Origin of the sequence: Bacillus sp. ISL-57, assembly GCF_018613135.1 — a bacterium.
GTDB classification, from domain to species: Bacteria; Bacillota; Bacilli; order Bacillales; family DSM-1321; genus Peribacillus; species Peribacillus frigoritolerans.
In genome coordinates, this window is the sequence record NZ_JAGGQV010000039.1 from 25,189 (window position 1) to 51,718 (window position 26,530).

Below are 26,530 nucleotides of genomic sequence, written 5' to 3' on the forward strand. Positions count from 1 at the left end.
ACCCCTTTTATTGATTTGAATAGGCTGATTAAAGGAGGAATCCTTATCAGCCTATTTATTGTAAGATTCTTACCAACCTTGGTAAGAATCTAATGTATCTTGAGTCACAATCTCAACTGGAACTTTAATAAGCTCCTCAACTTCTTCGCCAGTTTTCACTTTCATTCCGATTTCAACAGCTTTTTTGATCATGTTACTAGGTGACTGAGCTGAAGTTGCGGCAATTGTACTTCCTTCCTTTGCCATTGCTTCTGTGGCTTCAGGAGCACCGTCCACTCCGACAATGAAAAATTCATCTTTACGATTCGCTTGCTCTTGAGCAATTTCAACACCAATTGCTTCTGGATCATTAATCGCAAATACAGCGTCAATGGAGCCTGATGAATTAGCTTGTAAAATACTTTCCATCACCGTTAATGCCTTTTCGCGATTCCCTTCTCCATTTTGCTTCGCGATAACTTTAATTTCGGAATCCTTTATTGCATCTTCAAATCCTTGAATGCGATCAGATACAGCCGAAACAGGAGGTCCATCAATAATAACTATTTTTCCTTTTCCATCCAATTTTTCAATCACATATTCTCCGGCCAGTTTACCAGCTTGATAGTTGTCTGAAGTAACGGTGGCATCGACACCACCTTCAGCATTCGTATCTACAGCAACTACTGGAATATCAGCCGCTTTGGCCTGTTGAACAGCTGCCGCAATTCCTTTTGTATCAACAGCATTTAAAAGAATGATATCTACCTTTTTCGTAATGAAGTTTTCAATTTGAGCTGCTTGTTTGGCTAAATCATATTCAGCGCTTTCAACTAGAACTTCAGCACCTAATTCTTTTCCTGCTTCTTCAGCACCTTTAGCCATGGAGACGAAGAAAGGGTTTGCTAAACTACCCACCGCTACACCGATCGTTAATTGTTTGTTACCTTTTTGTCCTTCGTTACCGTCTGTTGATCCATTTGATGATTCACTAGCCCCGCTACATGCCGTCATCGCGGCAATTACAAACGCCAAAACTAGCATTCCTATTACTTTTACATATTTCACCATATTAGTTAGTCCCCCTAGTTTTTGAAGATGAAAATAATTAGCTACAGAACGAGAAATTGTTACCGCTCTCAATCTCTTAAACTAGATCACCTCCTTAAATTTAAATGAATACTTTTGGTTGAAATAATGGAAGTATGGTTGATTTTGATAGTTTTTTCACATCGACTATTTATTGATAACGCTTTCATTCCTTGTAAAACAATATGATCACCCTTTACACATAAGAATTATAATTGATTGATTTTGGTTGTTTTTGATTGATTTTGATTATATTAAAGCTGTTTGTAATTGTCAACAGTTCCAATTATTACAAAAAATATATTGATAACATAAAATATTAAACGTTTCAAATGGAATGTTTAATACATGGAGCAGATTTTCCTTCATTGTTAATTGGCCATATTACAATAAATCAAGCATCCTTTATTATATTGATAAAACAAAGGGGAAAATTTTCAATAAAATAATTTCAGAATTTTCAAAAAGCTGGTATTCAAACTGTCTGAATCAGACAGTTTGAATACCAGCTTTCCTTCAACGATAGCAAATTTAGTTTTTAGTCCCTCACAATAATTATCTCCGTTTTCTCCTTATATTTTCCTAACGTTATTGTACCTTCTTCATTCGTAATAACTTTTGTCTGGTATAAATCTGCAAACTTGGAAAATGAAACTTCTCCAAATTTTGTATGATCTGCCAATACAAAGGCCTCACGTGACAAAAAAATGGCTCTTTCTTTTATTTGCGCCTCTTCTGGATCTGGGGTAGTCAATCCAAAATTATAATGAATAGCGTTCGCACCCATGAAACACTTATCAAATCTGTATTTTTTTATACTTTCGTATGCATAACGTCCAACTGTTGCTTTGGTAATTCTTTTAACAAATCCACCAATAAAATATGTACATATTTCATTTTCAAGTAATGCATCTAAATGATCAATTCCGTTTGTAATGACAACGATATCTTTTTGTCTTAAATGTTTGATCATCTGATACGTTGTTGTTCCAGCATCAAGATAAACACAGTCGCCGTCCAAAATTAGTTCTGCCGCATATTTTGCTATCTTAGCTTTTTCCTCAAGGTTCTGCGTTATTTTCTCAAACACACTTGGTTCGTCTCGTTTACTATGTAAAAGTGAAGCTCCACCATGTACACGTTTTAAGTAGTTCTGCTTTTCTAATTGATCTAGATCACGACGCAAAGTAGATTCTGAAGTATTTGTTAATTCTACTAGCTCATGAATCTTAACATTACCCTTTTCTTTTAACAGCTTTAAAATTAATTGATGCCGCTCCGTAATAAGCATGATATGATCCTCCTCGTATAACACTTCTATTTAAAGTTTCTTCGTGTATTCTAGTTTAATTAATTTTAGTATATAGAATTTTGCAGTGACATGTGAGAACTATAGGGTATCCCCATAAGAAAAAGGAGCTGTTGATCAGCTCCTGGTAATGAATTACGCACCTGTTTGTTGAATAAACAATTTAAAACCGGTCAATAAATGCTTCAACAATAAAGTTTACTTACTTACTTTTAAAAGAAACTGATCGATACGTTCTTTTTGCCGGAAGTGGTGACGGAAGTGCATTTCGATTAGCTGAAAATATTCCTTTGCATTTAAATATCCCATTCTCCGGTGCTGAACTTTCTGGCTGGCCGGAATGTCAGAGAGCTTTCTTTCTATCTCTTGCATTTTCTCAACGATTTGAAGCAGTCCTTCCTTTACTTCTTCTTTTCCTGTAGGATTTGGCGGTGTGAAATCCGGTGTATCCGGACCTTTTAACCTGATTGGAGGAAACGTCCCTTCTTTGAAAATCGATTCGCCTATTTCTGTTTTTTCACCGCCATCGGAAGTAGTGCCATTAACACATTGCTCAATGGCTTTCAAATGGAGACTAAGGGTACTCTTTATTAAATGATTGTACATTTGTCCTAATGACCATTCATCCTCAGAAGGCTTTCTCGTAAACTCATCCAGCGAATATTTACTTAACTCTTCAATATAGTATGCAACTACCTGTTCGAATCGCTTCAATACCTCTTTTGTATCCAATGGATCTCCCACTTTCTTTATAATTTTTCTTTCTCCTCAATGTTATTAACTTCGACTCACTTACAAATAATCCCTTCTCTCCCATTCAAGAAAGTAGTGATTTCGGTTTATCATGTTTATAAACGGTTTAACTTTTCTGATTGGCTGTGTCAGGCAAGGATATATTCTACTATTCCTGTTCTGATTCTTAAAATGTTTTCAAGATATTCATTTGTACTCTATAGTAAAAAAGGGATAATTTTAAAAAAAAGAAAACCTTCATATAAGTACTATCGTCTATATATCTAGGGAAGGAAGTGTGAACTGTTTTGGAGGAGTTTGTGTTGAAATGGTCTCAAATGAAAGATGACGAATCCTTACTTGATGAAATGATGTCCCTTTATGGACAGGATATTCTGCAATTGGTCTATTCCTATGTAAAAGATGCAGTTGTTGCAGAGGACCTGACACAGGAGATTTTCATCAAATGCTTTAAGGCTCTGCCCACGTATAACCAACAATCAAATATAAGGACGTGGCTTTGGAGAATTGCTATTAACCATTGTAAGGATTATAGGAAAAGCTGGTACTTCCGAAAAGTTTCAACTGCGGAAGAAGAGCAGGAATGGACTTCTTCCTATAATGTGGAAGAAGAGGTCATTCAGCAGGATGAAGACAGGCAGCTTGCTGTTGCAGTTATGGAGCTGCCCATCCAGTATCGCGAGCTTATTTATCTCCATTATTTTCAGGAAATGAAGCTCAAGGAAATTTCTGAAATTACCGGAGTCAAACTTGGAACGGTTAAGACCAGGATGCGCCAGGCGAAAAGAAGGTTAAAAACCTATTGGGAGGAATCCACCGATGGAAGATAAATTAGCGCGCTTGAAATCGGCTATGAAAAAGCATACATTTCGTGATTTAAAATTCACGGAAAACCATAGACACTCCATCCATACTGCTATAGAAAAGCAGGATGTGAGTAGGGAAGACATTTTGATGGGTATTTTCAGATCATTGGATGAGGAGAAAAGTGGTTATCAGATTAACGAATCTCTTTACCAGAAAGGCATCCGGAAATTTGAAAATAACGAAGGCTCCTTATATGCTGTCTTGCATGAGCTTGAGAAGGAAGGCTGGATCCAGTCTTTTTGGGAAACGGAAGAAAGAAAGCTCTATTCCTTGGATGAACGTGCGAAAAAGTGGCTAAAGAAAAAGGAGTCTAAAAGAGGTTCCGAATCTGCTCGTTGGCGGACAGCGTTTGAAGGAGGAGGAACCGATTGAGAAGCAATCATTTTTTAGATGAGGTTTCATCATATATTCGATCAAAAGAAGCAAAAAAATATATAGAAGCTGAATTAAAAGCCCATTTGCATCAAGCTAAAACTGAACTGGTCAAAAAAGGGTATACAGAAGATGAAGCAGAGGAACTGGCTGTCCGGGGTATGGGTAGCCCCTCTGATATCGGGCTGAGGATGGACAAGCTGCACAGGCCGAAGATTGATTGGAAGCTAATAAGCGTGTTTCTATTCATGTCAGCTACTGGTCTGTTTTTGTTTTGGTTCTTATTTAAGAATGGTAATTCCTTTTCCGTACTGAAACAGGTATATTCTGTCACAGGAAGTTTCATTTTGGCCTGTGTCCTTCTTTTTTTCGACTATCGCAAACTTCAAAGATGGGGCTGGGGTTTCTTTTCGATAGGATGTCTAATTCTTGTTAAGTTCCAATTTTCCAATATATTCGTGCATGGCAGTCCTCGAATTAATATTATGGGTCTTTTATCGGTCGATTCTATTGTGGTTCTGCCACTTTTTCTCCTAGCCTGGGCCGGAATGCTGCAATCAAAAAAGATGAATGTTTATTTGGCTGCCATTTTATACATTTGTTCTGCCTTTTTGTTTATGGTTACAGTCAACTTGCAGGCGGTGGCGCTTTATTCATTGATGGTCGCTGTCATGGTCTGGAAGAGCGGACTAAATAAAAGGAAAATCATTATCACTGCAGCCGTCCTGCTTAGTGCATGTGTTTCACTTCTGCTTATATCCTTGAAAGATATAAGGGCCTATCAATTTGAAAGGCTTTATGCGTTCGTTACGCCTGAAAGATTCGTTGAGACATCGGGGTATATGTATTTGAAACTAGAAAAGCTAATTGCGGATGCTGGTTGGATTGGCCATTTAAGTTCCCACAGGGAGATTGATTTTTCTAATGAAATGATGACGGATTTTATCTTTGTAACCATTACCTATACGCTTGGCTGGGCCGGGGCATTGCTCATTGGTATGCTGTTTTTATGGATAATCTGGCGAATTTCCCATATATTCCAAACAGTGAAAGACCCATTTGGGAAAATGCTTGTTTCCGGCATTTTTGCTATATTCACTGCACAGGTAACTGTCAGTATCGGAATGTCTCTCGGCTTATTACCAATAATAAGCATATCCCTGCCATTTATGAGTTATGGTGCTTTATCAGCAATGATCAACGCCTTCTTGTTTGGTCTGGTTTTAAGTGTGTATCACAAAAAAGATATTATACTGATGAAGAAAATATGAGAATATGGTTCTGTAGCTCATACTCTCTTTTCTAAAGAACCCAGGAAAGGACAAAGACATGAAGTTTTGAAAGATACGATGAATCATGAGGATAATTATCACGTGAAAAATATCCCCTAATAGTTGAATATATAGGAACTGATAAATGATCAGTAAGTCCATTTATAAAAAAAATAGAACTAATTAAGATCTAGAATCAAGACTAATCAAAATTCTCTCCAGAACCCCATATTAGCGTAAATAAAAAGAATCCATTTTGAAAAAAGTTTGATTGAAATGGATTCTTTTCTTGTGATTAAAACCATTCTTGAAGTAAATCATCCGTAAATTCAAAAAAACCACCTTACACCCAATCCTTTCCATGTTCCCGAATGAAGTTAATATCGCTTTGATAATGATCAAGATGCCCTTCCTCTATCATCTTTTGAAAAGCAATGTCCCCTTCACTGGCTTTTCTTGTAATTGTTTTACATAACCCTTCTAACCGCAGCAATACCATTTCCAAATAATTTGTTTCTATTTCCCCACCGTAAGATTCAAAAAACAATCTGACTCTTTGTTTTATACGGCTACCATGCTGTAATGAATGGTAATAAACTTTCTCACCTGTTTCAGAAAGATGAAATCTGCTTAAGGGGACGCAAGTATAAAGAGTGTAAGCTATGTCCCAAAGTCTTGGACCAGGTCCAGCAACATCAAAATCAATAATACCCATTGGTTTTTTATGATTAAAAATAATGTTGTACATCGCAAAATCATTATGGCACAGCACCTCAGGTTGTTTTGGGGTGTTATCTATCGGTTGCCAGCTGTCATCAAATGAAAAATCACTGATAGAATCATGATAAAGACGGAGTATCTTCGCTATTTCCATTAAGACATCATCTGACCACATGTATTCCTTTAAAGGATAATTACCAGCTTCTCCTTCAATAAATGATAATATTTCTCTTCTATTATCATCAATACCTAAAAACTTTGGTGCATAATTGAAACCTTTATTCTCCAAATGCTTTAATAGCTTATGAATCTTGGGACTATCAGGCTTTAATTCCCGTCGCACAGTAGCTCCTGAACGATAAACATCGGAAACATTCCCTCCTGTTAGCATTTCTTCATTATCAAAGTTTGACATCCATGGATCCCTCCCTAATATGACTTTCTATAACACATAAAACAATTCCTGTTTGTAACTGCCTTATAGACAGTTACGATTCACGAAACATTACGTAGAAATATTCAAGGACGGATACGATAAAGGCAGGGAATTTAGTAAATTTGTACAAGCATGTTTTGTTTTATCTCATATATATAGTAGAAAAAGGAGTGATATTTATGAATTTAAGTAATGATATATTATGCCGTCATAATCCATTCTGCGGTCATAATTCATCCAGCCATGATAAATCATCCTGCTGTGATAAGTCATCCTGCTGCGATAAGTCATCCTGCTGTGATAAAGCAAAGCACAAGGGGCATAAACAAAGAATATTACCGTCATTCGGACAAGCATGTCAGACCCGACAACAAATAAGTGAGTTTTTAAGGAATTCTACCATAGGTTCAATCATTGGATTCACTACAACCGCTGAACCTTTTAAACCTATATTTGTAGAGTTACGAAGTTTTGATCCTGTTACCGGACAAGTGATAGTTACTGACAGAGCACTGGGTAATTTCACGATTAGCCTTTCATCTATTTGTTCCGTTAAAACGATTTGCCCTGTTACAACACAACCAATGTTTAATGCCTAAGACTTTATAAAGGATTGGGAAAAAAATTAAAAGCTCCCCTAAGGGAGACGGGGGGTCAGGAAGTTCTGAATGACTCCTTCATACTCTTCTCCATTCCAAGCAGAATAAAAAAGGCAATTAATTGAATAATTAATTGTCTACAGTTTTTTTGGTTTGTATACTTTGAATGTTGCCTCCAGGCACTCGCTTTCCCGGGCTGTCCGGGTGTGTGCGCCTGCGGGGTCTCTCCCCTGGACACACTTTCCCCGCAGGAGTCCCGCCCACCTGCTACCCATTTAACGACCAGCAGTATCAAACTCAATTAAGCCTTTGTCACCAAGTTCGCAACCGCGGAGCCTCAATGGCAAAACCTTTCAGGAATCAGGCCTATGGATCCCCACTTTATAGCTCATTCGGATTCCTTGAATAAAAGGATTCCTCTAGGATTTTCCTTGATACCAAAGCCAGTCCACAAGAAAAGGTTACATATAAAACAAATTGTCCTTGCAACAGAATGGATTCCCTGTTATATTACAATCAATTAAATATTTTCTTACTTCGAAATTTTTTGAAGTGAGGATAGAGGAGCAAAGACCATCAGTACACATTTTGAGGAGAATGAGATCCTATGACTATTGTGGAAAGGGGAATTTGCCGAAGCGGAAAGAATCTCATGTTCTTGAAGCTGGTTCTGCTATTGAATAAATACAGGACTGTCATATAGGAAACTATATGGAGGGCTATCTTATGCGCGGAAACATTTTTTTGGTAAATATTGTTTCTACTGCAGCAGCGAATCCTCGTTGTTGCTTTTTTGCGTTTACTCCTGAATGGCCCTAACCACCTCTGAATATTTTTAAAAATTATACTAAAGGGTGTGAAGTTATGAATTTTGGCCAAGTTTTAACCGCAATGGTTACCCCGTTCAATCATAATGATGAGGTTGATTTTAATGCTACAAGAACTCTAGTAAATTATTTGATTGCTAATGGTTCCGATGGATTAGTAATAGCTGGTACAACTGGAGAGTCCCCTACATTAACTCAAGAAGAGAAAGTGGAATTATTCAAATTTGTTGTTGAAGTTGTTGATGGAAGAGTTCCAGTCATAGCAGGAACCGGCTCAAATAACACGAGGGCTTCCATCAGCTTGACAAGGCAAGCGGAGGCAGCAGGAGTCGACGGAATCATGCTCGTCACCCCCTACTATAACAAACCTTCTCAAGAAGGATTATTTCAGCACTTTAGCGCTATTGCCCATTCAACCTCATTACCGGTAATGCTTTATAATATTCCAGGGCGAAGTGTTGTAAACATGTCAGTGGAGACGATTGTCAGCCTCTCAAAAATCAACAATATCGTGGCAGTAAAAGAAGCAAGCGGTGACTTGGATGCCATGGCACAAATCATAAGCAAAACAACTAGTGATTTTACTTTGTACAGCGGCGATGATGGGTTGACATTACCGGTTTTAGCCATCGGTGGAACAGGCGTTGTTTCGGTTTCTTCACACATAATTGGTAATGAAATGCAAGAAATGATCAATAGCTTTAAAAATGGTGATGTCCTTGGCGCTGCCGCTGCACATCGTACACTTCTTCCAATCATGAAAGCACTATTTGCTGCACCAAGCCCGGGACCAGTAAAATCAGCATTAAATATGCGGGGGTTACATGTTGGAGGTGTCCGCTTACCAATGGTCCCTTTAAACGAAGAAGAAAAAAGAGAACTGCAAATCGCTCTGCATCCTAGTGACGCAGAAGCCATTTTGTTAAATAAATAAAACTAATGATTCTGGAGAAATTTTAAAAAGCAGTGCATACTGAAAGAAATGCACTGCTTTTTTATCCATGTACGACTCAGGAGAAAGAATTTATACTATAAATAAAGAATAAATAAGGAGAGAGCCAATGGGGGGTACACACAAACCAAACATTCTTGTATTCAGTCCTATTCAGTCAGAGGTCGATGCTTATGCTGACCATATCCGCAATAGTGGGTTTATATCAGTAAAGACAGCGAAAACTTTGGAGGAAGCAGAAAAATATTTACCAGGCACTGAAGTTATTTTGGGATGGAAATTCCCGACACAATTACTATGTAAACCAATTGCCTCATCCGTTAGCTGGTTTCAATCAATGGGAGCCGGAGTCAATGATTTGATTGCAGACAAATCGATACCTCAAAACATTACCTTAACTCGAATTATTGACCAATTTGGTGCTTACATCTCTGAATATGTATTTTCGTTTCTCTTGGACATAGTGAAAGACGGTCCTCGGATGAGACAATCACAATTGGAGCGGAGATGGGATCCTTTTATTTCTGAAACTCTAAAGGGGAAAACAATCGGGGTGGTTGGACTTGGATCGATTGGCGCTGAACTTGTACGTAAAGCCCGGGCATTTGATATGAATGTGCATGGGTTAAGCTTTAGTGGAAAACAAGCAGCACTCGTGGATCTCCACTTTACTCCAGATCAATGGGGTGAATTTGTAAAAGATCTGGATTATTTGGTCCTGACCCTTCCTTTAACGGATTCCACTTACCATATCATTAACCAGGAACTTCTTTTAGCGATGAAACCCAACGCTTACCTTATCAACGTTGGCCGTGGAGCATTGATAGATGAAAGGGATTTACTATCTGTCATGCGGGAAGGACATCTTCAGGGAGCAGTCCTCGATGTATTTGAGACAGAACCGTTGCCAAAAGAACATGCCTTCTGGTCCATGCCCAATGTGTTTGTCACTTCCCACCTGTCAGGGCCAAGTACGATTAACGAAGTGAGCAACTTTTTCATAGAAAATTTAAAGCGATTTTCAAGTGAACAACCATTAAGTGGAATGGTAGATCGGAACCGAGGGTATTAAACCCGATTAGAATTGTTGTTATTTGCTTGCAATTATTTATTGAAAAGGCCGCATTTTTCAACGGAGGAATTCGGCCTGCAAACTAAAAGTGAATAATTTGATTTTTTTCAAGGATTATTGAAAGTGGATTTTCATTTGTTTAGTTTTATCTCCCTCTTACAAATCAAGAACCCTCACAAGAGATAGGCTTTTTTTGATGGAGTTACCGTGTGGCGATGTACCACCATCCATTTGTCATCTCCTCATGTATCGTAAGAAAAAGCTGCCCTAATGACAGCTCCGTTTCTTCAGCTGGTGCATCCTTTGTCAACAAGAGCTGATGTAGTTCTCATTATATGTAATCGATGTCGAAATGAGGGGATAGTAATTCCATGCTTTGTAAATCCCATTCAAAGGTAAGTATGGCTGATTGTTTTGATTTATGAGTCAGGAGGGGTGCACCATTTTTTATGATCATGCTTTCTGCATCCCAAAAACGGACCGTTTCGTCTTCGCCAGTACGATTACAGACTATTACGGGCAGCCCTGTTTCTAGTGACCTTTGTTCCCCTTTCTCCCTCCGGACCATGTAATCCGGGACCCCAAGAAGACGGTGCAAGTAATATTTCTGCTCCTTTTTCAGATAAGGTGCAAGCAATATCTTTGTTATATGCGTCTGCACAAATCATAATACCAACCTCAACATTGTCTGTTTTTATTGGCTCCAATACTTCCCCTGAAGTTGACCAATCATCAATAACACTGATTTTTCTCTGTTTACCTATTAAATGACCTTTTTTATCAATGACAAACACAGAATTATACAACTCTCCGTCACTGCCTTTTTCAGGGCAGCCCAAAAATACAGTGCTTTTCAAATTCTTTAGTTTACTGCCCAAATTATTCATCCAATCATCAGGTTGCTTGTTAATCCACCCAGTCCCAACCTTATGATTGAATTGAAGTCCGCTGACACATAGTTCGGGTGTTATAATCCATTCGGCATTTTTATTTGATGCAATATGAATGGCTTGTTCAATTAGTTTTTGGTTATGCTCCACATCACCAGCGATGGGCAATAGGTGCAGTAAAGCTATTTTTATTTTTCCCATAGTGTTCTCCCAAACATCAACTTATATTAATGGCTATGCTTGTAATGATTGTAGCATGGACATGGATTGGCTTGTTCAAGTAATCTGTCCCGATAAAGAAAAAGCTGTTTCCTCCCCCATCTCTAAACAAGCCCTTGCTCTAATGAGCAAAGGCCGTTTTTACGAGTTTCTTCTATATATACACCAAATTTGCCAAAGGTGCCTTCATTCGTAACGTGTACTTTTACGAACGAATAATTTGTTCTTTGGATATCTGCTTTGAAGCATCGGGAATCTTTCGTATTTTATAATTAATCATATCTGAAGAGTAAACCATGATACTCACCATTCCTCCTTGGATTGTAGCCCGGATCAGGATCGGTTGATTGTACTTGTTTTTAAAACTAAAATCAGGCCCATACCAGCTTACTGTAGCATCGCGGCCAGATGGAACATACGGAACGCTCCTTGTATGGGAATAGCGTTGAACCGTTTGCAACCCTGCATTGTCGATAGCATTAAACAAGGTGGATGAAACCTGGCAAATTCCTCCGCCAATCCCTTCAGAAAACTCCCCTTTAACGATAACCCGAGCGAGTAAATATCCTTTTTCCACCGACCTCTTGCCAACAACTTGGTTAAAAGAAAAGACCTCTCCTGGAAATACGACATAATTATTAATGGCTTCTGCAGCAAGTTTGATATTATTTGAACGATTTTTATTGTTCACATTAAAATAGGTCCTATATTCACCGATCTTTTTTTCACGAATTTCCGCAAGTATTTCGCTGTCAACCTTTGGATGGATAGCAAGCAAAGGTGCTTCTAGTTTGTATGATCTACTATTGTACAAAAAGGAATCAAATTGTTCTTTAAAGGCTTGATGGTATAGCTTGTAACCTACCCGCCCAGGTAAAATATTACCTTGTTTGTCCATTGTGGCATTTACAGGTTTTTGGTAAACTTGCCGGTCTATTTTTTCGACAAATTGATTGTATTTATCCACGTCCAACATGGGAACATCCAGGTAGGGCATCGTAATATCAGCATGGTTGACACTGGCAATCGTTTGTCCTTGGTGGGTTACCAATAAGCTTTCTGAAATATTCACTGGTTGAACGAATAACAAAAGTCCGGCAATCCATGTTAATCTCATTGAATGCACCTCCTGGGTTGGTTTCCTTGAACATTCACAATTTTCACCTCAAGTCTTCATAAATTGCATCTTGATCAATAAACCAACGATCAGGCAAACTCTCCTTACGGATCATAAAATGCATAACCTTTATTTCTTTGCCTTCTTTCTTCTTATAAATAGCTACTTGAACGGGTACATCCACGAGAAATAGACCATTTAGCTGTTCAGGCGGTTGTCTTAAAGGGGCAACCACTCCAAAGTATGTAATATCGTTAACAAGTTTAGTGACATCGTTGGCTTGACTCGGATTAGATAAGGTCATTGCTAATAATTCCTGATTTCCTTGATTGATGGCAATCGTAAAAATACGTATAAGTTCGTAAGGATTTACGGTTTGTATATAATCATCAAGCTTACCAGCCGCTTTCAATATCATTAATTTATGAGAAAGATCTTCGTTTTTCAAACGATGCGTAATACTTCCAGAGAAATGAACACAAAAATGACCTGAAAAACCATTTGGAAGAGCACCAGCACCATGTGGCATTCCGTGCATGGATGCAGCTATCATTTGATTATTGATTAATACAATGATGGCTCTTCTATTCCAACTCCATTTATTATTATAAATTTTCTTCATGATTTGAGTATCTTCTTTGGTTAATGGCTGTACATCGGCATGATGGCTGCCTGCCCTTCGTTGTACCTTAAATGATAAACCAGTTTCAATATCGATTATGGTGAAATTTGTTTTATCAGGAATAATGTTATTTACAATCTCCCAAGGTAACATCTCAATTTTAAAACTTATAGGTCCTTCTTCATCTTCCCATTCCATTGCATAGACCGACTGATCGACCATTAAGACAAATATAAAAATAGCGATAATTACTTGATATAATTTATTGTTTTTCATTTGGCCTCTCCTGCATTTTTTCTTATTATTTCAGGACATAATAAATTCAATACCTTTGAAAATTTGGAAATTCTTCAAATTAAGCTAAAAAGGCTCAGGCATGATAGTCATGATGTTATAATATGTACTTTTGATATCCCTAATCCGGTAACTTAGAAACTACACAAGATGCCATGCGGCCTGCTCCAAGGAAAAATAAAAGACATGATATACAAAAAAGAAAACATCAGTGGGATTGATAATCTCACTGATGTAAGGCTTGCCTCTTATAGTCTGACTACACTTTTAATACTCTAAATGCATCTCTAACTTTTTTAGCAAAATCCAGTGGTGGTTCAATCGATTCAAAGTGCATATACATTGCCCGAGGTTCTTCAAATAACCAGTGATTATGAATAGAAGTAACTAAAAGGTCCCTTTTTCTAAGTTCAGTTAATAACGGGTTAACTTCTTCTTGTAAAAGAACTGTTTCCCCTAAATTTAACGCATTCCCCCTACTATCAATATTCTCAAACGTAAAAAATTGCGGATTGACTAGTGGAGATTGCGTTCTGCGATCAAGTATTGTGAATCTAATATTACGAAACTTTTGCACCAAGCATACTCCTTCTGGAGTAATCATTCCGTCTCCGCCTAAAATTCTTGCATATTCCTGACATAATCTTCTACGTTTTTCCGAACTCATGAAAAATCCCCTTTCAAGAAAAATTTTCCACATGCTAAAATTCACGATTATTATATTCATCTGTTGATGAGGATATTAGTTTAAAATCCTCAACTTCTAATAATCTAGGTAATATGAACATGAAAATCCCTTCAGATTTTGTTCTGAAGGGATTTTTGTAGAGTATCATTATACATGTAATAAAAATGCTTACATTGATAAATTAATATGGGAACAAGGAAAGGCTCCCACCTTCAACAAGAAATAAAAGAAGGCAAGGGCTTTTTACTTTTTAAACCACTGATCATTCTTAAGTGGGAATGGATATGACCAGTAGAGTTGTTTTAAAAAGGAAATAGTACCCTCGATAGATTTTGCCATTTGCTGATGTAGGAAATATCATTGCAGGGGCTGTTTGTTGTATCATCAAGAATTTGAAGTGGCAGGAGCAGAGATGACGGATTTCAAGAGTTTACACGGATACTTATTTCTATTTCCGGTGTTTCTAGCATGGTTATGTTAATTAGTAAGTGAAAACATAAAAAAGGCACTTCCTCGGATAAGGAAGCGCTTCCATATTATATAAAGCTATTGGGCTTTCATTATAGCATGACCATCGTTCAAATAAAAGGTATTTATGTTTAATTTTAGCATTTATATTTGACATTAGAAAGAGATCTGGATAAGTCACTGGAAAACTACTAATTTAATTCAGTATCAACAAAAGACAAGACCGTCCAGCTTTTTGACGGTCTTGCGGAAAATAGAGTGTACTTTTACTATCCTTCGTGAGGGAAAATGTTTATGTAGCTGCACCAGCTTTATTTATCACTTCCTTCGCTACCTGCAATGCGGATTCATAATCTGCGTGATCCGTGACTTCCGGTACATATTCCACATACTTAATGGTTCCTTCTTGATTTATTACAAATACTGCCCTGCATTCCAATCGTTGTTCTTTCATATACGTTCCATATGCTGTGCCAAAAGACAAATCAAAGTGATCGGAGAGAATGGTTATAGCCTCCACATTACTTTCTTTACACCATCTTGCTTGAGCAAAGGGAAGGTCTGCGCTGATAGCCAATACCGCTACATCATCACCCATTTTGCTTGCTTCTTCATTTAAGAGCCTTGTTTGTAAATCACATACACCGGTATCAAGCGAAGGAACAGTCGTGATGATGCATGTCTTATTTTTATAGTCTGTTAAATGTGCTTTACGGCGGTCATTTGTTAATAGTTCGAAGTCAGGGGCCTTATCCCCTACTCTTAGTTCAGGACCAATCAAGGTCACTGGATTCCCGCCTAAAGTCACTGCACCAGTACGCTCATGTGCCAAATTGAACCCTCCAACTCTCTTACTGATTTACTAGCTTCCTCGGTAGGTGCTATATCCACCCGGAGCAACTAGCAGAGGAACATGATAATGTTCTTCATTACTTCTTATTCCAAAACGAAGTGGGACCTTATTTAAAAATGGCCTTATATTTGGATCATTCGCTCCATCATTGAAATATTCCCCAACATAAAAGACAAGCTCATACTCACCTGGTTTGAGATCATCCCCTTGAAGAAGCGGATCATCCACTCTTCCATCTTTGTTTGTACAGACCTCTTTAATGAAAGAATGGTCTCCCTGTTCTGCTATAGCCCAAAGTTCTATCCTCATCCCTTTTGCCGGCAGACCTTTAGACAGGTCCAATACATGTGTGGTCAGCTTACCGTCCATTATCGGGAAGCCCCTACAGTTGAATCAGCTGCCTTTTTTTGTTTAACGTCTTCTTGTGTAACGACAAAGCCTTGGAAGCCATACGGAGGACGTGGTTCCTGATAAACGCTTCCTTCTGAATTCGGAATGGTTTCCACAACGGTTTCCCAGGTACGATTATTGGTTTTAAATTGAACATTCGCCAGCTGAGGGAAACGTTCCAGAATCCTAATGCCAATATGATAAATGAGCTGCTGAATCGAACGGTTATTCAGTTCATGGAATACTGTGTTTGCAATATCACAAATTTGTTCCGCTGCTACATATTTTTCTGGATCCGCACCAGTGCCATCCTCCCAGCGGCTATATTCCCAATCGAAATCCAAGTAGATAAATAGTGGACGATCCTGAGCTTCTGGCAGTGTGGTGTATTCATCTTGAATAAATCCATAAAAAGAGCTTCCTTTAACCTTGATTAAATGGACATCAACTATTCCACTTGAATGCTTAACGATTTTGCTTCCGGTAGGTGTCCTTTTGACTTCGATTGTAGTGGTAGCCCTTTCATTTCTGGAACATCGATAGACAACATCACTATTTTCATGTCCTTCCCCTTTTGGAACGAGTACATGATCGAAGGGAACTTCAGTTGCTGTCAGTTCCACTGCATCTATGTGGCTATACTTATCAAGGAAAACTTCACATATGAACTTTAAAAATCCTTCCGCCGTATTTCCTTGATAATTGGCCGCCTGGCGATGAATGATATTTTTCATGGAATCCGTTGCAACCACCAAGCTATTATCCCCTTCCGTAAAAGAAGATAAAAAAGCTTCCCCTTTCAGAGAAATCTGGCAATTGAATCCGAAAATAGTATTATCTCTTTCTGTGAAACTTGATTCCGGTATTTTCCTCAAACCTGTAAGCGGCTGCACAAAAGTCCTGTATACAAATACATCCCCTTTACCGTAAAACATCGTTCTGTTTTCATTTTGAACTGTCATATTATTCCTCCTCCTACTTTATAAAATCAGATAACCTGTGGCTGGCAATTAAGTGGATTTGCTTGATCGCTTCCTTACGTTCATTTGCCTGATCCAAACCAATCCTTCTTTTCATCTCTGCCTTTATCACCGTTTTATCGCTGCCACGGACAGCAAATATGAACGGAAATCCAAACTTTTCTTTATACTGATTATTTAACGCATGAAATTCTTCATATTCATCCGGAGAAAGCGAATTCAAACCGGCTGCGGATTGTTCTTTAACTGATGCTTCAGCCATATCAATCCGGGCTGCTAGGTCCGGGTGAGACTTGATTAATTGGAGCTGTTCCGATAATGAGGCATTCTGCACAACTACTTCCATTTTCTGTTTTAGGTCCTCTAAGGAAATGAATGGCTTGTACTCCCATGAACGCTCTGCTATCCATGGAGAATGTTCATATACCCAACCTAACTTTTCGATGAATTCCACCTTGTTCAACTCATTAATGCTATTAAGGTCAGATATCAATACGGGCCCTCCCTTCTTCCGACTATTTTTATAATTCTAAACATTCTTAACTTAATTGAATTATATACGTGCGTTCATTTATAGGTCATTAGCTGAAAAAGCTAATATTTTTCCAACCCCTTTGTGCTTACCGCACTCACCTTTTAAAGAACAGGCTATCCTAATGGCTTAGTTTTATTTGCCAATATTCAAAAAATTAGTTAAATTAGAGAAAAAAGGCACAGCGAAGGGGACCTATCATGCATTTAACGATGACTGATGCATTAAAATTACCACAAATCAAACAATGCCAAGTGGCAGCTGGCATGCAGGGACTTAATAGAGAAATAGAATCCATCAATAGCTTTGATGCTCCTGATGTGCTTTCCTGGTTGAAGCCAAATGAATTGATTCTAACAACCGGATACTTATTTCAAGATAATCCGCAACAATTAGACCAATTCGTAATCGAATTGGCAAAAATGAATTGTTCAGGATTGTTCATCAAACTGGATGAAATTCCGCAAACTACCATCAGCATTGCCAATATGGCCAATTTGCCTATTCTCAAAATCCCCCCTGAGTTTTCGCTATCAGATATCATGTCTCCCCTGCTTCGTGAAATAGTTACGAGACAGAATGAACAAAAAGAGCAAAGTTATAGCAAGGATGATATTTCCCAAGTTGGTGCCGAAAGTTACGGGATTTTAAGTATGACGGAAGACAAATCCAGCTTCCAACAAATTACTGGGGGATTCATATGTACGGTTTTACCTTTAACGTTGCAATGGAATCAGAGGAATGATCCCATTACTTATAAACAGCTTATCGAGACAATTGAAACATTAACCGAGCAATATAAAATCGATAAGCTCATAAGGAATATCAAGGGCAGTCTAGTTATCATTTATCTGGATACCATCCCCTTAGGGAACACCCGCTTTTATTCACAAGTCACCCAGATAAGCCAACAAATTATCTCTACTTTATCTAAACACCTGCCAATGGAACTTACGCTGGGAGTCGGTAACTATCATACAGGTATTAATAACCTCGCCAATAGCCTACAGGAAGCTTTACAATCGATTGATTTGGGAAAACGATCGAACCCAGGAAAGGAAGTTTACAGCTACAAAGAATTAATAACATTTAAAATTTTGCAGTATGCTCCAAAAAATGTGCTCATGGATATTGTTACAGATAATTTAGCACCGCTGAAGGAGCATGACGATGAAACCCAGTCTGATCTGATCAAAACCTTGGAGGCCTATTTGCAATGCAATCTTCGACCTGCTGAAACGGCCAGAATAATGGGCGTACACCGAAACACTATCCATTTTCGAATTAAAAGCATAAAAAAACTACTAGGAATGGAACTAAGCAATGATGATCTGTTCACTTTAAAACTTGCCCTATATGCCAAGCGTCTGCTGGATAACCGATAAGAAAATGGCCCATACAAATAAAAAAACTGCCAGGGACCCTTCATTCCCTGGCAGTTTTTCATGTGCAGTAACACTGATTCCCTATTCCTTCAAATCATGCTTCCTTTACCTAGTCAGGTAATAATAACTTCGCAGCTTTTATACTAAACTGCAATTTAAAAGCAATATCCCTCGATTTTAAATCAACTCCTAATAAGTCTTCAATTCTAGACAAACGGAACTTTACAGTATTTCGATGAACAAACAAAGCCCGTGCCGCGTCTTCTATTCTCCCTCTTGAAAATAGATAGGTTTCCAGCGTTTTTAACAACTCCCCCTCATTTTCCCTATCATATGCAATAATCGGCTGAATCATGGATTGCACGTATTGAGTTATGGCATCCTTAGGGATTTGATTTATTAGATCTTCAACTTCAACGCTTGCGTAATCATTGATATTAGTCGGGTTGACCCTCGAGCCCAGTTGAATGGCCTTTTTAGCTTCAATAAACCCTTCTTTCATATTGTAGAATTCTTTTTTCACCTTGCTTAACCCCATCGATAGTGAAGTGCCAGGATTATCTTTGGATATAAGACCTTCCAAAAGGATGGCAATTCTTTGAGCCTGGATAAGCAGGTGTTCATCAGTCACCATCCCTTTCCCTTGCAGGATAATCAATTGACCATCGAAGTCGATATTCCAATACTTAAAATCTTCCCTTTCCGTTTGGTTTAATTTCTCCAACATTCTGCCAATTGGAAAGAATGAATCCCCGTCTTCTTTCGTTCCGTTTATTAAGAGCAGAATATATGGCCTATCGGGATTAAAGCCAAATTCCTGTAATTGGGGGATAAAAGATGAACTCCTATTTTCCCCATTCAAAAGAGAATGAAAAACTTCAACACTTCCTTTACCATTGTTTTTCACTTTCTCCTTATTAACAAGTTCATATGTAAAGCTGAATAATAAGTCGGATAAAGGCATTTCATAAGGAATCTCCAGCAATGGGAAATTGTACTTGTTCGCTTCTTCCACCATTCCAGGAGGAATCGTAGAAAGAAACCGCTTAATCTTGATAGCTAATCCAGCACTTCCTCTTTTCGACAATTCCCTAACAAGATTGATTTGAGCATTCAGGTCATCCTTAAACACATAACCGGTTGTCAGCAGGAGTTCCCCTCGTTTAATCCATGATATATCCGGATGATCCATTATACTTACTGAATTAATTACCCGACTTAACCCTTGACTTCCTCCAATAACTTCCACTTGGTTTAGGGCAGGAAGTTTCAAAGCTTTTTCAATCGTTAAGTACATATTTCTCCCCCTATTCTTCTTAATTATATACAGAATGAACTTGAATGAATATTCATATTTTTCCAAAAAATAGTCTTGATTTAGCATTATGGCGGTGATAATATAAAAATACACCGATTTTGTAAATGGCGTTTCTTAATAAGCAACATAAAAACCATCCATAAGGATGTTTTTACAAAATCACAAGGAGGCGATTTCGTTACATTCATATAATTGGAAAGTCGTGACTAATTAAAAGGGGGCAAACATGGAAAAATTAAGCAAACTAAACACGTTATTGTTAGGTTTACAGCATGTTTGTGTAATGTATGGAGGAGCGGTAGCTGTTCCACTAATCGTCGGTCCTGCAATCGGCTTGACACAAGAACAGGTCATATACCTGATCTCGTTTGATTTACTCGCCTGCGGGATAGTCACCTTGCTTCAAGTTATTGGCGGTAAAGGGTTTGGTATAAGATTACCTGCTTTAATGGCTGTTTCTTTCATAGTCGTCGAGCCAGTAATAGCCATAGGATCGGTCCATAGTATAACCGGGGTTTTAGGCGCAGTTATGGTATCCGGAATAATTGTTGCCATTTTATCAGGAGTAATCGGTAAATTAATACCCTATTTCCCACCAATTGTTGCAGGGTCCGTCATATTAATCATAGGCGTGTCATTAATGCCAGTTGCCATGAAAAATGCAGCGGGCGGAGTCGGTTCCCCCACCTTTGGAGATCCTATGAATCTAATGCTAGCCTGTTTTACACTAGTGAGTTTCCTTTTATTGAATACACTTACTAAAGGTTTCTTGAAAGCGGTTTCAGTTCTTTTCGCCATGATTCTAGGCACTATATTGGCTGGTTTTTTAGGTATGGTCGATACGTCTGGCTTTATAGAGGCCAGCTGGTTTACAATGGTGACTCCTTTTTATTTTGGGGTACCTACCTTCGACCTTTCATCTATTATCACTATGACAATCATATCTTTAATCATAGCTGTGGAAAGTATAGGCGTCTTTTTGACACTCGGGGAAGTATGCGGGAAGGAAATAACCGAAAAAGATGTGGAAAAGGGCCTCCGTGCAGAAGGAATAGGGAGCTTCATAAGCGGTATCTTCAACTCTTTCAACCATTCTACCTTCTCACAAAATGTTGGCTTGGTCTTGCTGACAAAGGTAACTCAGCGCTCGGTAGTTGTCACGGCAGGCTGTATCCTAATCTTTCTAGCTTTTGTGCCTAAGGTTGCCGGTCTTACGACCATGATCCCTTTACCCGTTCTCGGCGGAGCCATGATACCAATGTTCGGCATGCTTCTATCTGCAGCTTTGGGGATGATAGCCAAAGCTGATCTAAGCAAACCTTCCAATCAATTGACGATTGCACTTGGAATAGGAGTCGGTCTGGCAGTCAAGGGGGTCCCGGAAGCATTTGATAAATTCCCGGAAACAGTCCAATTAATATGTGGAAATGGAGTAGTGATGGGTACAATAACGCTGGTTGTTTTAAATGCCATCCTGAATGGAAAAACAAATCCATCCATTACACACCATCATTCCATACCTGAAATTCAACCAAGCATGAGCCAGAATATTAATATCCACCCTTAGAAAGTAGCGGACAAGGCAATTCTCTAAGGGTGTCTAGTTGGCTAGGATCTCCAACACTCTTAATTATAACCTTATTCAGGGAATTTTCAATCAAATAATACAAGCACCTTGCAACAGCCTATTTAATAGGTAAGCAAGGTGCTTTTTTTTACTCCATTATGGCTCTTCAACTTGTTTCATTAGAAAAGAGAGCGATATAACCCTCCAAAAATTTGGAGTCACTCCCGAAATTCCCTACCTTTTTCGAGTCTATATTCAAGGGGTCCCTAATTCAGGTTCATATACTACTTCTTTAACATTAAAATTCATTTGGTGCAGATAAGTCGATCATTAAGATATCATATAGTTGAGATGAAATTGGATTTGCCTCGTGATAGGACTTGATCATTTCCCTTACCCAAGTTGCATCCCATCTATATAAATCTGCCATTGTGCCAGTAATCAGTTTTCTCAAATCACGAATAGGAAGGTCGTAAGCGACACCGTTAAGTTCAATAATCCACATTCCATTAGATCCCATTTGACCAGCCATAATCTTGATGCACTAATCCCCAATATTCATTTCCTTGTTGCGCCAGCTCTAGATAGCTTGATTCATTTAATCTTTCTAAATTCTTTTTGCTTGTTCTTCAAATTCATTTAGAACATTCAGCAAATAAGAGCTTGCAGGCATTTCTTCATATGCATTAGCAATGTTTCGAAACCAATCCATCTTATTGATGACTTTTTCATAAGTCGCTGGCCATTTATATAACCGGGATGAAACTTCAGCTTGTTTTAGGCGGAACATACCCTTTGCTTAAAAGGTGGAATTCGCCGAGAGCATTACAAAGATGTTTGGCTCCTTTCAAACCTTTTGATACAGGTGCCAATAACTAAATATTCTTGAGCTCCTAAGCTAAACATGCTTCTTGTAGGTCTTCTGTGTAAAAGTTTTAAACTCTTTGGCCCTGAACTTGTTTCCATTTTCCATATAGAGCCGCCTTTATCTGGTTTTGTTGTAGCAACTTGAATGTCCTGAACGGAGAAACCGTAATGTTCAAGAACTTCAAGTGCCATTTTTTCAATATATTCAGGAACAAAAAACTCATGAGTGAGCTCATCCTCTTCCCAAGGCACAATTATTTCTTTCTCCATGAAAACCCCTCCTTTGATATATATAAAAGTATTTTCCGCCAAAATAAGGGCAAGGTTACGACAGATTCATTATGTTCTAATATCAGGTTGTATCCATATACAAGCATAATTTTCTAATGTTGAATAATGTTCCTTTATTAAATACGCATCAGCCTCAGAGAATCCGATTCTTGTAGAATAATTCCATTGATTATATTAAAAGATCGCTTTTTAACCATGGCTTTGTTAAAGATTAATGTTGATTTTTGAAACAAATAAAAAGAGACCACCTATAATTGGTCTTCTTGTGCATCCTAGTGAAGTAAAGCACCCGTTAGTTCATTAAACCATTAATATATATAATAGCCCATATTATAATTAAGACCCAAATCATTACTATTAGTGAGCCGACTATCCAATTCTTCGGCTTACCATTTTTCATCATTTCTTCTGCCTTAACTTCACAATCGGTTAATACAATCTTTGGTATCATCTTTAATGCGATCATTATCCCTATTGGAACGAGAATTACATCGTCTAAGTAGCCAAGAATGGGTATAAAATCAGGTATTATGTCTATCGGACTGAATGCATAAGCCACCACACAAGCCGTAAATACCTTTGCATGCCAAGGCACCCGTTCATCTTTATAGGCAAAGTAAAGGATAAAAATTTGCCGTTTTAGACTCCTCGCCCAATTCTTAATTTTATCAAACATTTTTATCTCCTATAATAATTAAGGTTTTATTTCCATTATAACAATATAAGATTTACAAAGGATTGTACCTTCACTAACCTCCCCGTTCCATAAGAAATAGCTGCCTTCGATCCTAAGCTAAAGCAACCGTTAGTTTAAGTTCTATTATTTCACAATCTTCAATTACTGCGTTAAGTATTAGTTTTGGAACTCTTCAATTCTATCCAACCATTCATTTAATAGAGTGCTAAAAAGTTGCGGTTGTTCAATTTGTAAATTGTGACCTGCCATATCCAATACAGCAAATGTTCCTCGCGGATACTTGTTTGCTATGTCAAGAGCATCTTTATATCCAACCGAGGAGTCTTGTCTTCCTAACAGGAATACACTGGGTTTAATAAAATCAGACTGGTCAATCTTAAAAGAAAACCCATATTTATTCTTAACCTTATTTAGAAACTTTTCATCTGCAATTTTACAACCACTTAGAATTTCTTTGTTGTACCTTAACCATGTGTACTTATCAAGTACAATGTTGTTATTTCTAAAGTCCTCTAATTCACCCTTTGATAAATTTTCAATGAACTTCTCATCCGTTCTCATTATTTCATGTATCTCAACTGTTCTATTTTCTGGAAGAGGAATAATAAGAGGACATATAAATGCTGCACCAAGTATTTGTTCTTGATGCTTTTCAATAATGCCCCTAGCTATATAGCCACCGTAAGATTCCCCAGCAATTACGTACTCTTGGTCAGGAATTACAGCTTGAATAAACTCTAAAACAGCATCCAGCATTTCATCAGAACTACTTATTTCGTTATATTCTTTTGTTAATCCCATCCCAGGCAGGTCGATATAAATACGTCGCCACCCTTCCCTCTTAGTAAATATTGGTTCCATACAACCACTCATTAATCGATGGTCCGGAGAATAACCGTGTATCATTAAAATTGGTTTCCCTTCCCCTAAATCTTCATAATAAATTTCTGCTTGGCGAACTTTGCAATATGCCATATTAATCCTTCTTTCTATAAAAATCATTTTAACTAACAGGACCTATTCTCTTTTTGTTTCTTTAATTCCTTCTTCAACTATCCTCCCTCTATAAACATTGATGTATCAACGATTTGCACCACTCGGTATATTAGGGAATTTATTTTTTTAATCATATTCCATAGTTGTTTGGGCCTTGTTTTACATATTCGTCACAAGATGATAATGAAAATCATTTTCAATTATGTTATTATATTTCTTAGTACTTTTTATTTTAACTATTGGGGGAAAAACATGATGATTGATGCTCTAAGACAAAACAAAAACATTTCTATACTCTTAGCTGTATTACGTGTATATATCGGATATACGTGGATTATGGCTGGTTGGGGGAAAATAGCAAGTGGACAGTTTGATGCTTCTGGCTTTTTACAGGGTGCGTTGGCCAACGCAACAGGAGAACATCCGGCAGTTCAAGAATGGTGGGTGGTATTTCTAAAAAATATAGCGATTCCTAATATAGATGTATTTAACCTCTTAGTACCTTGGGGAGAACTATTTGTAGGTCTAGGTCTATTAATCGGTTGTTTTACAAAAACAGCAGTGTTTTTTGGAATGGCGATGAACTTTTCTTATATGTTTAGTGGTACTACAAGTACAAACCCACAACTTGTTTTATTGTCAATGTTTATCTTAGTTTCTGCTATGAATGCAGGAAGATATGGGGTAGATGGTATGATTATGCCAACTCTTAAAGAAAAACTATTTGCTAACAAAACAAGAGAGATAAAAGATGCTGCTTAGTTTTTTAATACATAGATTCGAAAGATCGCCAGTATAGGCGGTCTTTTTTGCAATCTTCTTGTTGAATTATCCTGCCCCGTTAGTTCCGTAAGAAAAGGCTGACTTAAAGACAGCCTTTTTCAGCAACGCACCCGTTACTTTAAATACAATTCTTCACAAACTGATTTTGCTTAACAAAACTGACCTGCAGCAGAACATCGAAAAGGCGATTTCTAATTGAAGGATTACACATATATATAGAAACCGACTAAATTAATATCTATTTGAATTATTTATTGGAAAGAGAGGAAAGGCCCCGACCTATAAGATTTGCAGAAACAGGCTTTTTCCCTAATTCCCTTGCCCAAATTGATAATTGCCCTATATGGTGAATTTCGTGAGCAATAGTATGCCGCATTATTTCACCCCAAGTATCCGTCACAATTCTTCCATCTTGCAAGGTATCATAAAATAATTGTTTTTCCATACTAGCATCCCAGTTGTTCACAAAGTTTTCCACTTCTAAATGAAATTCAGCGTCCAATTTTCGAACTTTGTTTAAGCTTTTATAACTATCGAAACTATCCTGAAAGTCCGTTTTACCTTGTAAGAGACGTATCCAGCTCCATTCGACATCTACAATATGGAAAAGTGTATGCAATATACTTCCCATTCCACCCGTTCGGTTCCGCAGAAGTTCTTCTTCACTTAACTCTTCACACCAACGATACCAGTCTTCTCTTACCATCCAGTTATATCTAAAAAAAGTTTGCAAAAATTCCCCTCCCCAGTTAGAAAATAAAATACCATTAGAGCAATGCCAACATTGTTAATATTACTATTTATACAAACATAGGTTGAATTCCTTTTTCAACAATCCCTGCCCCGTTAGTCCCATAAGAAAAAGCTGCCTTAAAGACAGCTCCGATCTTCAGCTAACGCACCTGTTAGTTCCATATAAAACATTACGAACCACTTATAAAAAATACTACGAACCATATAAAAGCAATAGCAAAATCTACTAACATCTGCCTCTTATTTTCCTTTTTTAAAAAACTTTCAAATCCATCTATAATTGAAACAATTCCTAGTAAGAGAATTATATATTTAATGAAATTAAAATTAAAATCATTAATTATAACTAATATTAAAATTAAGCCCATTAATATCCTCATTAAATATCCAATCAGTATAAATGGTTTAGTACGTTTAGTACTTTCTCTTTTTTCAAAAAACAATCCCATTACATATTTCCACTTATTTGACACTAAATTTCCCCCATAAACTACAAACTGAATTTAATAAATATACCATAAAGCAAACGGGTCTTCTTCCTGCCCCGTTAGTTTCATAAAGAAAGAGCTGCCTT

General features: G+C 37.7%; 26 protein-coding genes, 1 pseudogene and 1 riboswitch. Of the genes and pseudogenes, 9 read left to right on the top strand and 18 right to left on the bottom strand.

Going from position 1 to position 26,530, the window contains the following annotated elements:
• Positions 1-69: 69 nt before the first annotated feature.
• The 3 genes from J7I90_RS26600 to J7I90_RS26610 all read right to left on the bottom strand — a co-directional run bounded on the left by J7I90_RS26600 (position 70) and on the right by J7I90_RS26610 (position 3,109).
• Complete coding sequence (locus J7I90_RS26600) at positions 70-1,050, bottom strand: substrate-binding domain-containing protein (RefSeq protein ID WP_251025487.1); 981 nt, start codon at positions 1,048-1,050, stop codon at positions 70-72.
• Between the two features lie 556 nt (positions 1,051-1,606).
• Positions 1,607-2,359 (bottom strand): DeoR/GlpR family DNA-binding transcription regulator, encoded by a 753-nt coding sequence (locus tag J7I90_RS26605; protein ID WP_214774838.1) that lies wholly within the window; start codon positions 2,357-2,359, stop codon positions 1,607-1,609.
• Positions 2,360-2,575: 216 nt separating this feature from the next.
• Positions 2,576-3,109, bottom strand: coding sequence for a DinB family protein (locus tag J7I90_RS26610; RefSeq protein WP_214774840.1), 534 nt, complete (start codon positions 3,107-3,109; stop codon positions 2,576-2,578).
• 308 nt (positions 3,110-3,417) lie between these two features.
• Here J7I90_RS26610 and J7I90_RS26615 point away from each other — a divergent pair, with 308 nt between their 5' ends.
• The 3 genes from J7I90_RS26615 to J7I90_RS26625 are packed head-to-tail and all read left to right on the top strand — an operon-like array spanning position 3,418 to position 5,640.
• Positions 3,418-3,960 carry a sigma-70 family RNA polymerase sigma factor gene (locus tag J7I90_RS26615; RefSeq protein WP_214774842.1) on the top strand — a complete coding sequence of 181 codons (543 nt, stop codon included), beginning with the start codon at positions 3,418-3,420 and terminating at the stop codon, positions 3,958-3,960.
• Positions 3,950-4,369, top strand: a complete 420-nt coding sequence (locus tag J7I90_RS26620; protein WP_214774844.1) for a PadR family transcriptional regulator — start codon at positions 3,950-3,952, stop codon at positions 4,367-4,369. The genes J7I90_RS26615 and J7I90_RS26620 overlap by 11 nt, the downstream gene beginning before the upstream one ends.
• Positions 4,366-5,640 (top strand): FtsW/RodA/SpoVE family cell cycle protein, encoded by a 1,275-nt coding sequence (locus tag J7I90_RS26625; protein WP_214774847.1) that lies wholly within the window; start codon positions 4,366-4,368, stop codon positions 5,638-5,640. Before J7I90_RS26620 ends, J7I90_RS26625 begins: the two co-directional genes overlap by 4 nt.
• A 343-nt stretch (positions 5,641-5,983) precedes the next feature.
• Here the strand turns inward: J7I90_RS26625 and J7I90_RS26630 are convergent, their stop codons facing one another.
• Positions 5,984-6,775, bottom strand: coding sequence for a phosphotransferase (locus tag J7I90_RS26630; RefSeq protein ID WP_214774850.1), 792 nt, complete (start codon positions 6,773-6,775; stop codon positions 5,984-5,986).
• Positions 6,776-6,975: 200 nt separating this feature from the next.
• Between J7I90_RS26630 and J7I90_RS26635 the strand changes: the two genes are divergently transcribed.
• The 3 genes from J7I90_RS26635 to J7I90_RS26645 all read left to right on the top strand — a co-directional run bounded on the left by J7I90_RS26635 (position 6,976) and on the right by J7I90_RS26645 (position 10,246).
• Positions 6,976-7,395 (top strand): hypothetical protein, encoded by a 420-nt coding sequence (locus J7I90_RS26635; RefSeq protein WP_214774852.1) that lies wholly within the window; start codon positions 6,976-6,978, stop codon positions 7,393-7,395.
• A 551-nt stretch (positions 7,396-7,946) separates the two neighbouring features.
• Positions 7,947-8,125: riboswitch (Lysine riboswitch) on the top strand.
• A 134-nt stretch (positions 8,126-8,259) separates the two neighbouring features.
• Positions 8,260-9,156, top strand: a complete 897-nt coding sequence (gene dapA, locus J7I90_RS26640) for a 4-hydroxy-tetrahydrodipicolinate synthase (protein ID WP_214774854.1) — start codon at positions 8,260-8,262, stop codon at positions 9,154-9,156.
• Between the two features lie 127 nt (positions 9,157-9,283).
• Entirely contained in the window at positions 9,284-10,246 is a 963-nt protein-coding gene (locus tag J7I90_RS26645; RefSeq protein WP_214774856.1) for a D-2-hydroxyacid dehydrogenase, read from the top strand.
• A gap of 503 nt (positions 10,247-10,749) precedes the next feature.
• Here J7I90_RS26645 and J7I90_RS26650 read toward each other — a convergent pair.
• The 8 genes from J7I90_RS26650 to uraD form a co-directional block, all read right to left on the bottom strand.
• Positions 10,750-11,337 (bottom strand): carbon-nitrogen hydrolase family protein, encoded by a 588-nt coding sequence (locus tag J7I90_RS26650; RefSeq protein ID WP_251025488.1) that lies wholly within the window; start codon positions 11,335-11,337, stop codon positions 10,750-10,752.
• A gap of 223 nt (positions 11,338-11,560) precedes the next feature.
• Entirely contained in the window at positions 11,561-12,472 is a 912-nt protein-coding gene (locus J7I90_RS26655) for a VanW family protein (protein WP_214774858.1), read from the bottom strand.
• A gap of 43 nt (positions 12,473-12,515) precedes the next feature.
• A complete protein-coding gene (locus tag J7I90_RS26660) occupies positions 12,516-13,370 on the bottom strand; it encodes a hypothetical protein (protein WP_214774860.1) in 855 nt (284 codons plus the stop codon).
• A 277-nt stretch (positions 13,371-13,647) separates the two neighbouring features.
• Positions 13,648-14,055, bottom strand: a complete 408-nt coding sequence (locus J7I90_RS26665) for a DUF1259 domain-containing protein (RefSeq protein WP_214774862.1) — start codon at positions 14,053-14,055, stop codon at positions 13,648-13,650.
• Positions 14,056-14,836: 781 nt separating this feature from the next.
• Entirely contained in the window at positions 14,837-15,376 is a 540-nt protein-coding gene (tpx, locus tag J7I90_RS26670; protein ID WP_214774864.1) for a thiol peroxidase, read from the bottom strand.
• Between the two features lie 30 nt (positions 15,377-15,406).
• Positions 15,407-15,766 carry a hydroxyisourate hydrolase gene (gene uraH / locus J7I90_RS26675; RefSeq protein WP_214774866.1) on the bottom strand — a complete coding sequence of 120 codons (360 nt, stop codon included), beginning with the start codon at positions 15,764-15,766 and terminating at the stop codon, positions 15,407-15,409.
• Complete coding sequence (pucL, locus tag J7I90_RS26680) at positions 15,766-16,749, bottom strand: factor-independent urate hydroxylase (protein ID WP_214774868.1); 984 nt, start codon at positions 16,747-16,749, stop codon at positions 15,766-15,768. Before pucL ends, uraH begins: the two co-directional genes overlap by 1 nt.
• A gap of 13 nt (positions 16,750-16,762) precedes the next feature.
• Positions 16,763-17,260 carry a 2-oxo-4-hydroxy-4-carboxy-5-ureidoimidazoline decarboxylase gene (gene uraD, locus J7I90_RS26685; protein WP_214774870.1) on the bottom strand — a complete coding sequence of 166 codons (498 nt, stop codon included), beginning with the start codon at positions 17,258-17,260 and terminating at the stop codon, positions 16,763-16,765.
• Positions 17,261-17,499: 239 nt separating this feature from the next.
• Here uraD and J7I90_RS26690 point away from each other — a divergent pair, with 239 nt between their 5' ends.
• Positions 17,500-18,684, top strand: a complete 1,185-nt coding sequence (locus J7I90_RS26690) for a PucR family transcriptional regulator (RefSeq protein ID WP_214774872.1) — start codon at positions 17,500-17,502, stop codon at positions 18,682-18,684.
• 109 nt (positions 18,685-18,793) lie between these two features.
• On the opposite strand, the gene J7I90_RS26695 is transcribed toward J7I90_RS26690, so the two are convergent.
• Complete coding sequence (locus tag J7I90_RS26695) at positions 18,794-19,981, bottom strand: PucR family transcriptional regulator (RefSeq protein WP_214774874.1); 1,188 nt, start codon at positions 19,979-19,981, stop codon at positions 18,794-18,796.
• A 247-nt stretch (positions 19,982-20,228) separates the two neighbouring features.
• Here J7I90_RS26695 and J7I90_RS26700 point away from each other — a divergent pair, with 247 nt between their 5' ends.
• Complete coding sequence (locus J7I90_RS26700; RefSeq protein ID WP_214774876.1) at positions 20,229-21,569, top strand: nucleobase:cation symporter-2 family protein; 1,341 nt, start codon at positions 20,229-20,231, stop codon at positions 21,567-21,569.
• Positions 21,570-21,836: 267 nt separating this feature from the next.
• Here J7I90_RS26700 and J7I90_RS26705 read toward each other — a convergent pair.
• From J7I90_RS26705 to J7I90_RS26715, 3 genes and pseudogenes are all read right to left on the bottom strand, one after another.
• Positions 21,837-22,706 (bottom strand): annotated as a pseudogene (locus J7I90_RS26705) (CotS family spore coat protein); the annotation flags it as partial.
• A gap of 313 nt (positions 22,707-23,019) precedes the next feature.
• Positions 23,020-23,403 carry a YkvA family protein gene (locus tag J7I90_RS26710; protein WP_214774879.1) on the bottom strand — a complete coding sequence of 128 codons (384 nt, stop codon included), beginning with the start codon at positions 23,401-23,403 and terminating at the stop codon, positions 23,020-23,022.
• 177 nt (positions 23,404-23,580) lie between these two features.
• Entirely contained in the window at positions 23,581-24,399 is an 819-nt protein-coding gene (locus tag J7I90_RS26715) for an alpha/beta fold hydrolase (RefSeq protein WP_214774881.1), read from the bottom strand.
• Positions 24,400-24,672: 273 nt separating this feature from the next.
• On the opposite strand from J7I90_RS26715, the gene J7I90_RS26720 reads away from it, so the two are divergent.
• Positions 24,673-25,182, top strand: a complete 510-nt coding sequence (locus J7I90_RS26720; protein WP_214774883.1) for a DoxX family protein — start codon at positions 24,673-24,675, stop codon at positions 25,180-25,182.
• A gap of 268 nt (positions 25,183-25,450) precedes the next feature.
• On the opposite strand, the gene J7I90_RS26725 is transcribed toward J7I90_RS26720, so the two are convergent.
• Positions 25,451-25,936, bottom strand: a complete 486-nt coding sequence (locus J7I90_RS26725) for a DinB family protein (protein ID WP_214774885.1) — start codon at positions 25,934-25,936, stop codon at positions 25,451-25,453.
• 190 nt (positions 25,937-26,126) lie between these two features.
• Entirely contained in the window at positions 26,127-26,429 is a 303-nt protein-coding gene (locus tag J7I90_RS26730) for a hypothetical protein (protein WP_214774887.1), read from the bottom strand.
• Between the last annotated feature and the right edge of the window lie 101 nt (positions 26,430-26,530).

Coding starts and splice junctions, on each gene's coding strand:
- J7I90_RS26620 (WP_214774844.1), top strand. CDS start 3,950: ATGGAAGATAAATTAGCGCGCTTGAAATCGGCTATGAAAAAGCATACA.
- J7I90_RS26665 (WP_214774862.1), bottom strand. CDS start 14,055: ATGAGTTCGGAAAAACGTAGAAGATTATGTCAGGAATATGCAAGAATT.
- J7I90_RS26660 (WP_214774860.1), bottom strand. CDS start 13,370: ATGAAAAACAATAAATTATATCAAGTAATTATCGCTATTTTTATATTT.
- J7I90_RS26710 (WP_214774879.1), bottom strand. CDS start 23,403: ATGTTTGATAAAATTAAGAATTGGGCGAGGAGTCTAAAACGGCAAATT.
- J7I90_RS26720 (WP_214774883.1), top strand. CDS start 24,673: ATGATGATTGATGCTCTAAGACAAAACAAAAACATTTCTATACTCTTA.
- J7I90_RS26715 (WP_214774881.1), bottom strand. CDS start 24,399: ATGGCATATTGCAAAGTTCGCCAAGCAGAAATTTATTATGAAGATTTA.
- J7I90_RS26605 (WP_214774838.1), bottom strand. CDS start 2,359: ATGCTTATTACGGAGCGGCATCAATTAATTTTAAAGCTGTTAAAAGAA.
- pucL (WP_214774868.1), bottom strand. CDS start 16,749: ATGACAGTTCAAAATGAAAACAGAACGATGTTTTACGGTAAAGGGGAT.
- J7I90_RS26630 (WP_214774850.1), bottom strand. CDS start 6,775: ATGTCAAACTTTGATAATGAAGAAATGCTAACAGGAGGGAATGTTTCC.
- J7I90_RS26645 (WP_214774856.1), top strand. CDS start 9,284: ATGGGGGGTACACACAAACCAAACATTCTTGTATTCAGTCCTATTCAG.
- J7I90_RS26635 (WP_214774852.1), top strand. CDS start 6,976: ATGAATTTAAGTAATGATATATTATGCCGTCATAATCCATTCTGCGGT.
- uraH (WP_214774866.1), bottom strand. CDS start 15,766: ATGGACGGTAAGCTGACCACACATGTATTGGACCTGTCTAAAGGTCTG.
- J7I90_RS26655 (WP_214774858.1), bottom strand. CDS start 12,472: ATGAGATTAACATGGATTGCCGGACTTTTGTTATTCGTTCAACCAGTG.
- J7I90_RS26695 (WP_214774874.1), bottom strand. CDS start 19,981: ATGTACTTAACGATTGAAAAAGCTTTGAAACTTCCTGCCCTAAACCAA.
- J7I90_RS26600 (WP_251025487.1), bottom strand. CDS start 1,050: ATGGTGAAATATGTAAAAGTAATAGGAATGCTAGTTTTGGCGTTTGTA.
- J7I90_RS26700 (WP_214774876.1), top strand. CDS start 20,229: ATGGAAAAATTAAGCAAACTAAACACGTTATTGTTAGGTTTACAGCAT.
- dapA (WP_214774854.1), top strand. CDS start 8,260: ATGAATTTTGGCCAAGTTTTAACCGCAATGGTTACCCCGTTCAATCAT.
- J7I90_RS26690 (WP_214774872.1), top strand. CDS start 17,500: ATGCATTTAACGATGACTGATGCATTAAAATTACCACAAATCAAACAA.
- J7I90_RS26650 (WP_251025488.1), bottom strand. CDS start 11,337: ATGGGAAAAATAAAAATAGCTTTACTGCACCTATTGCCCATCGCTGGT.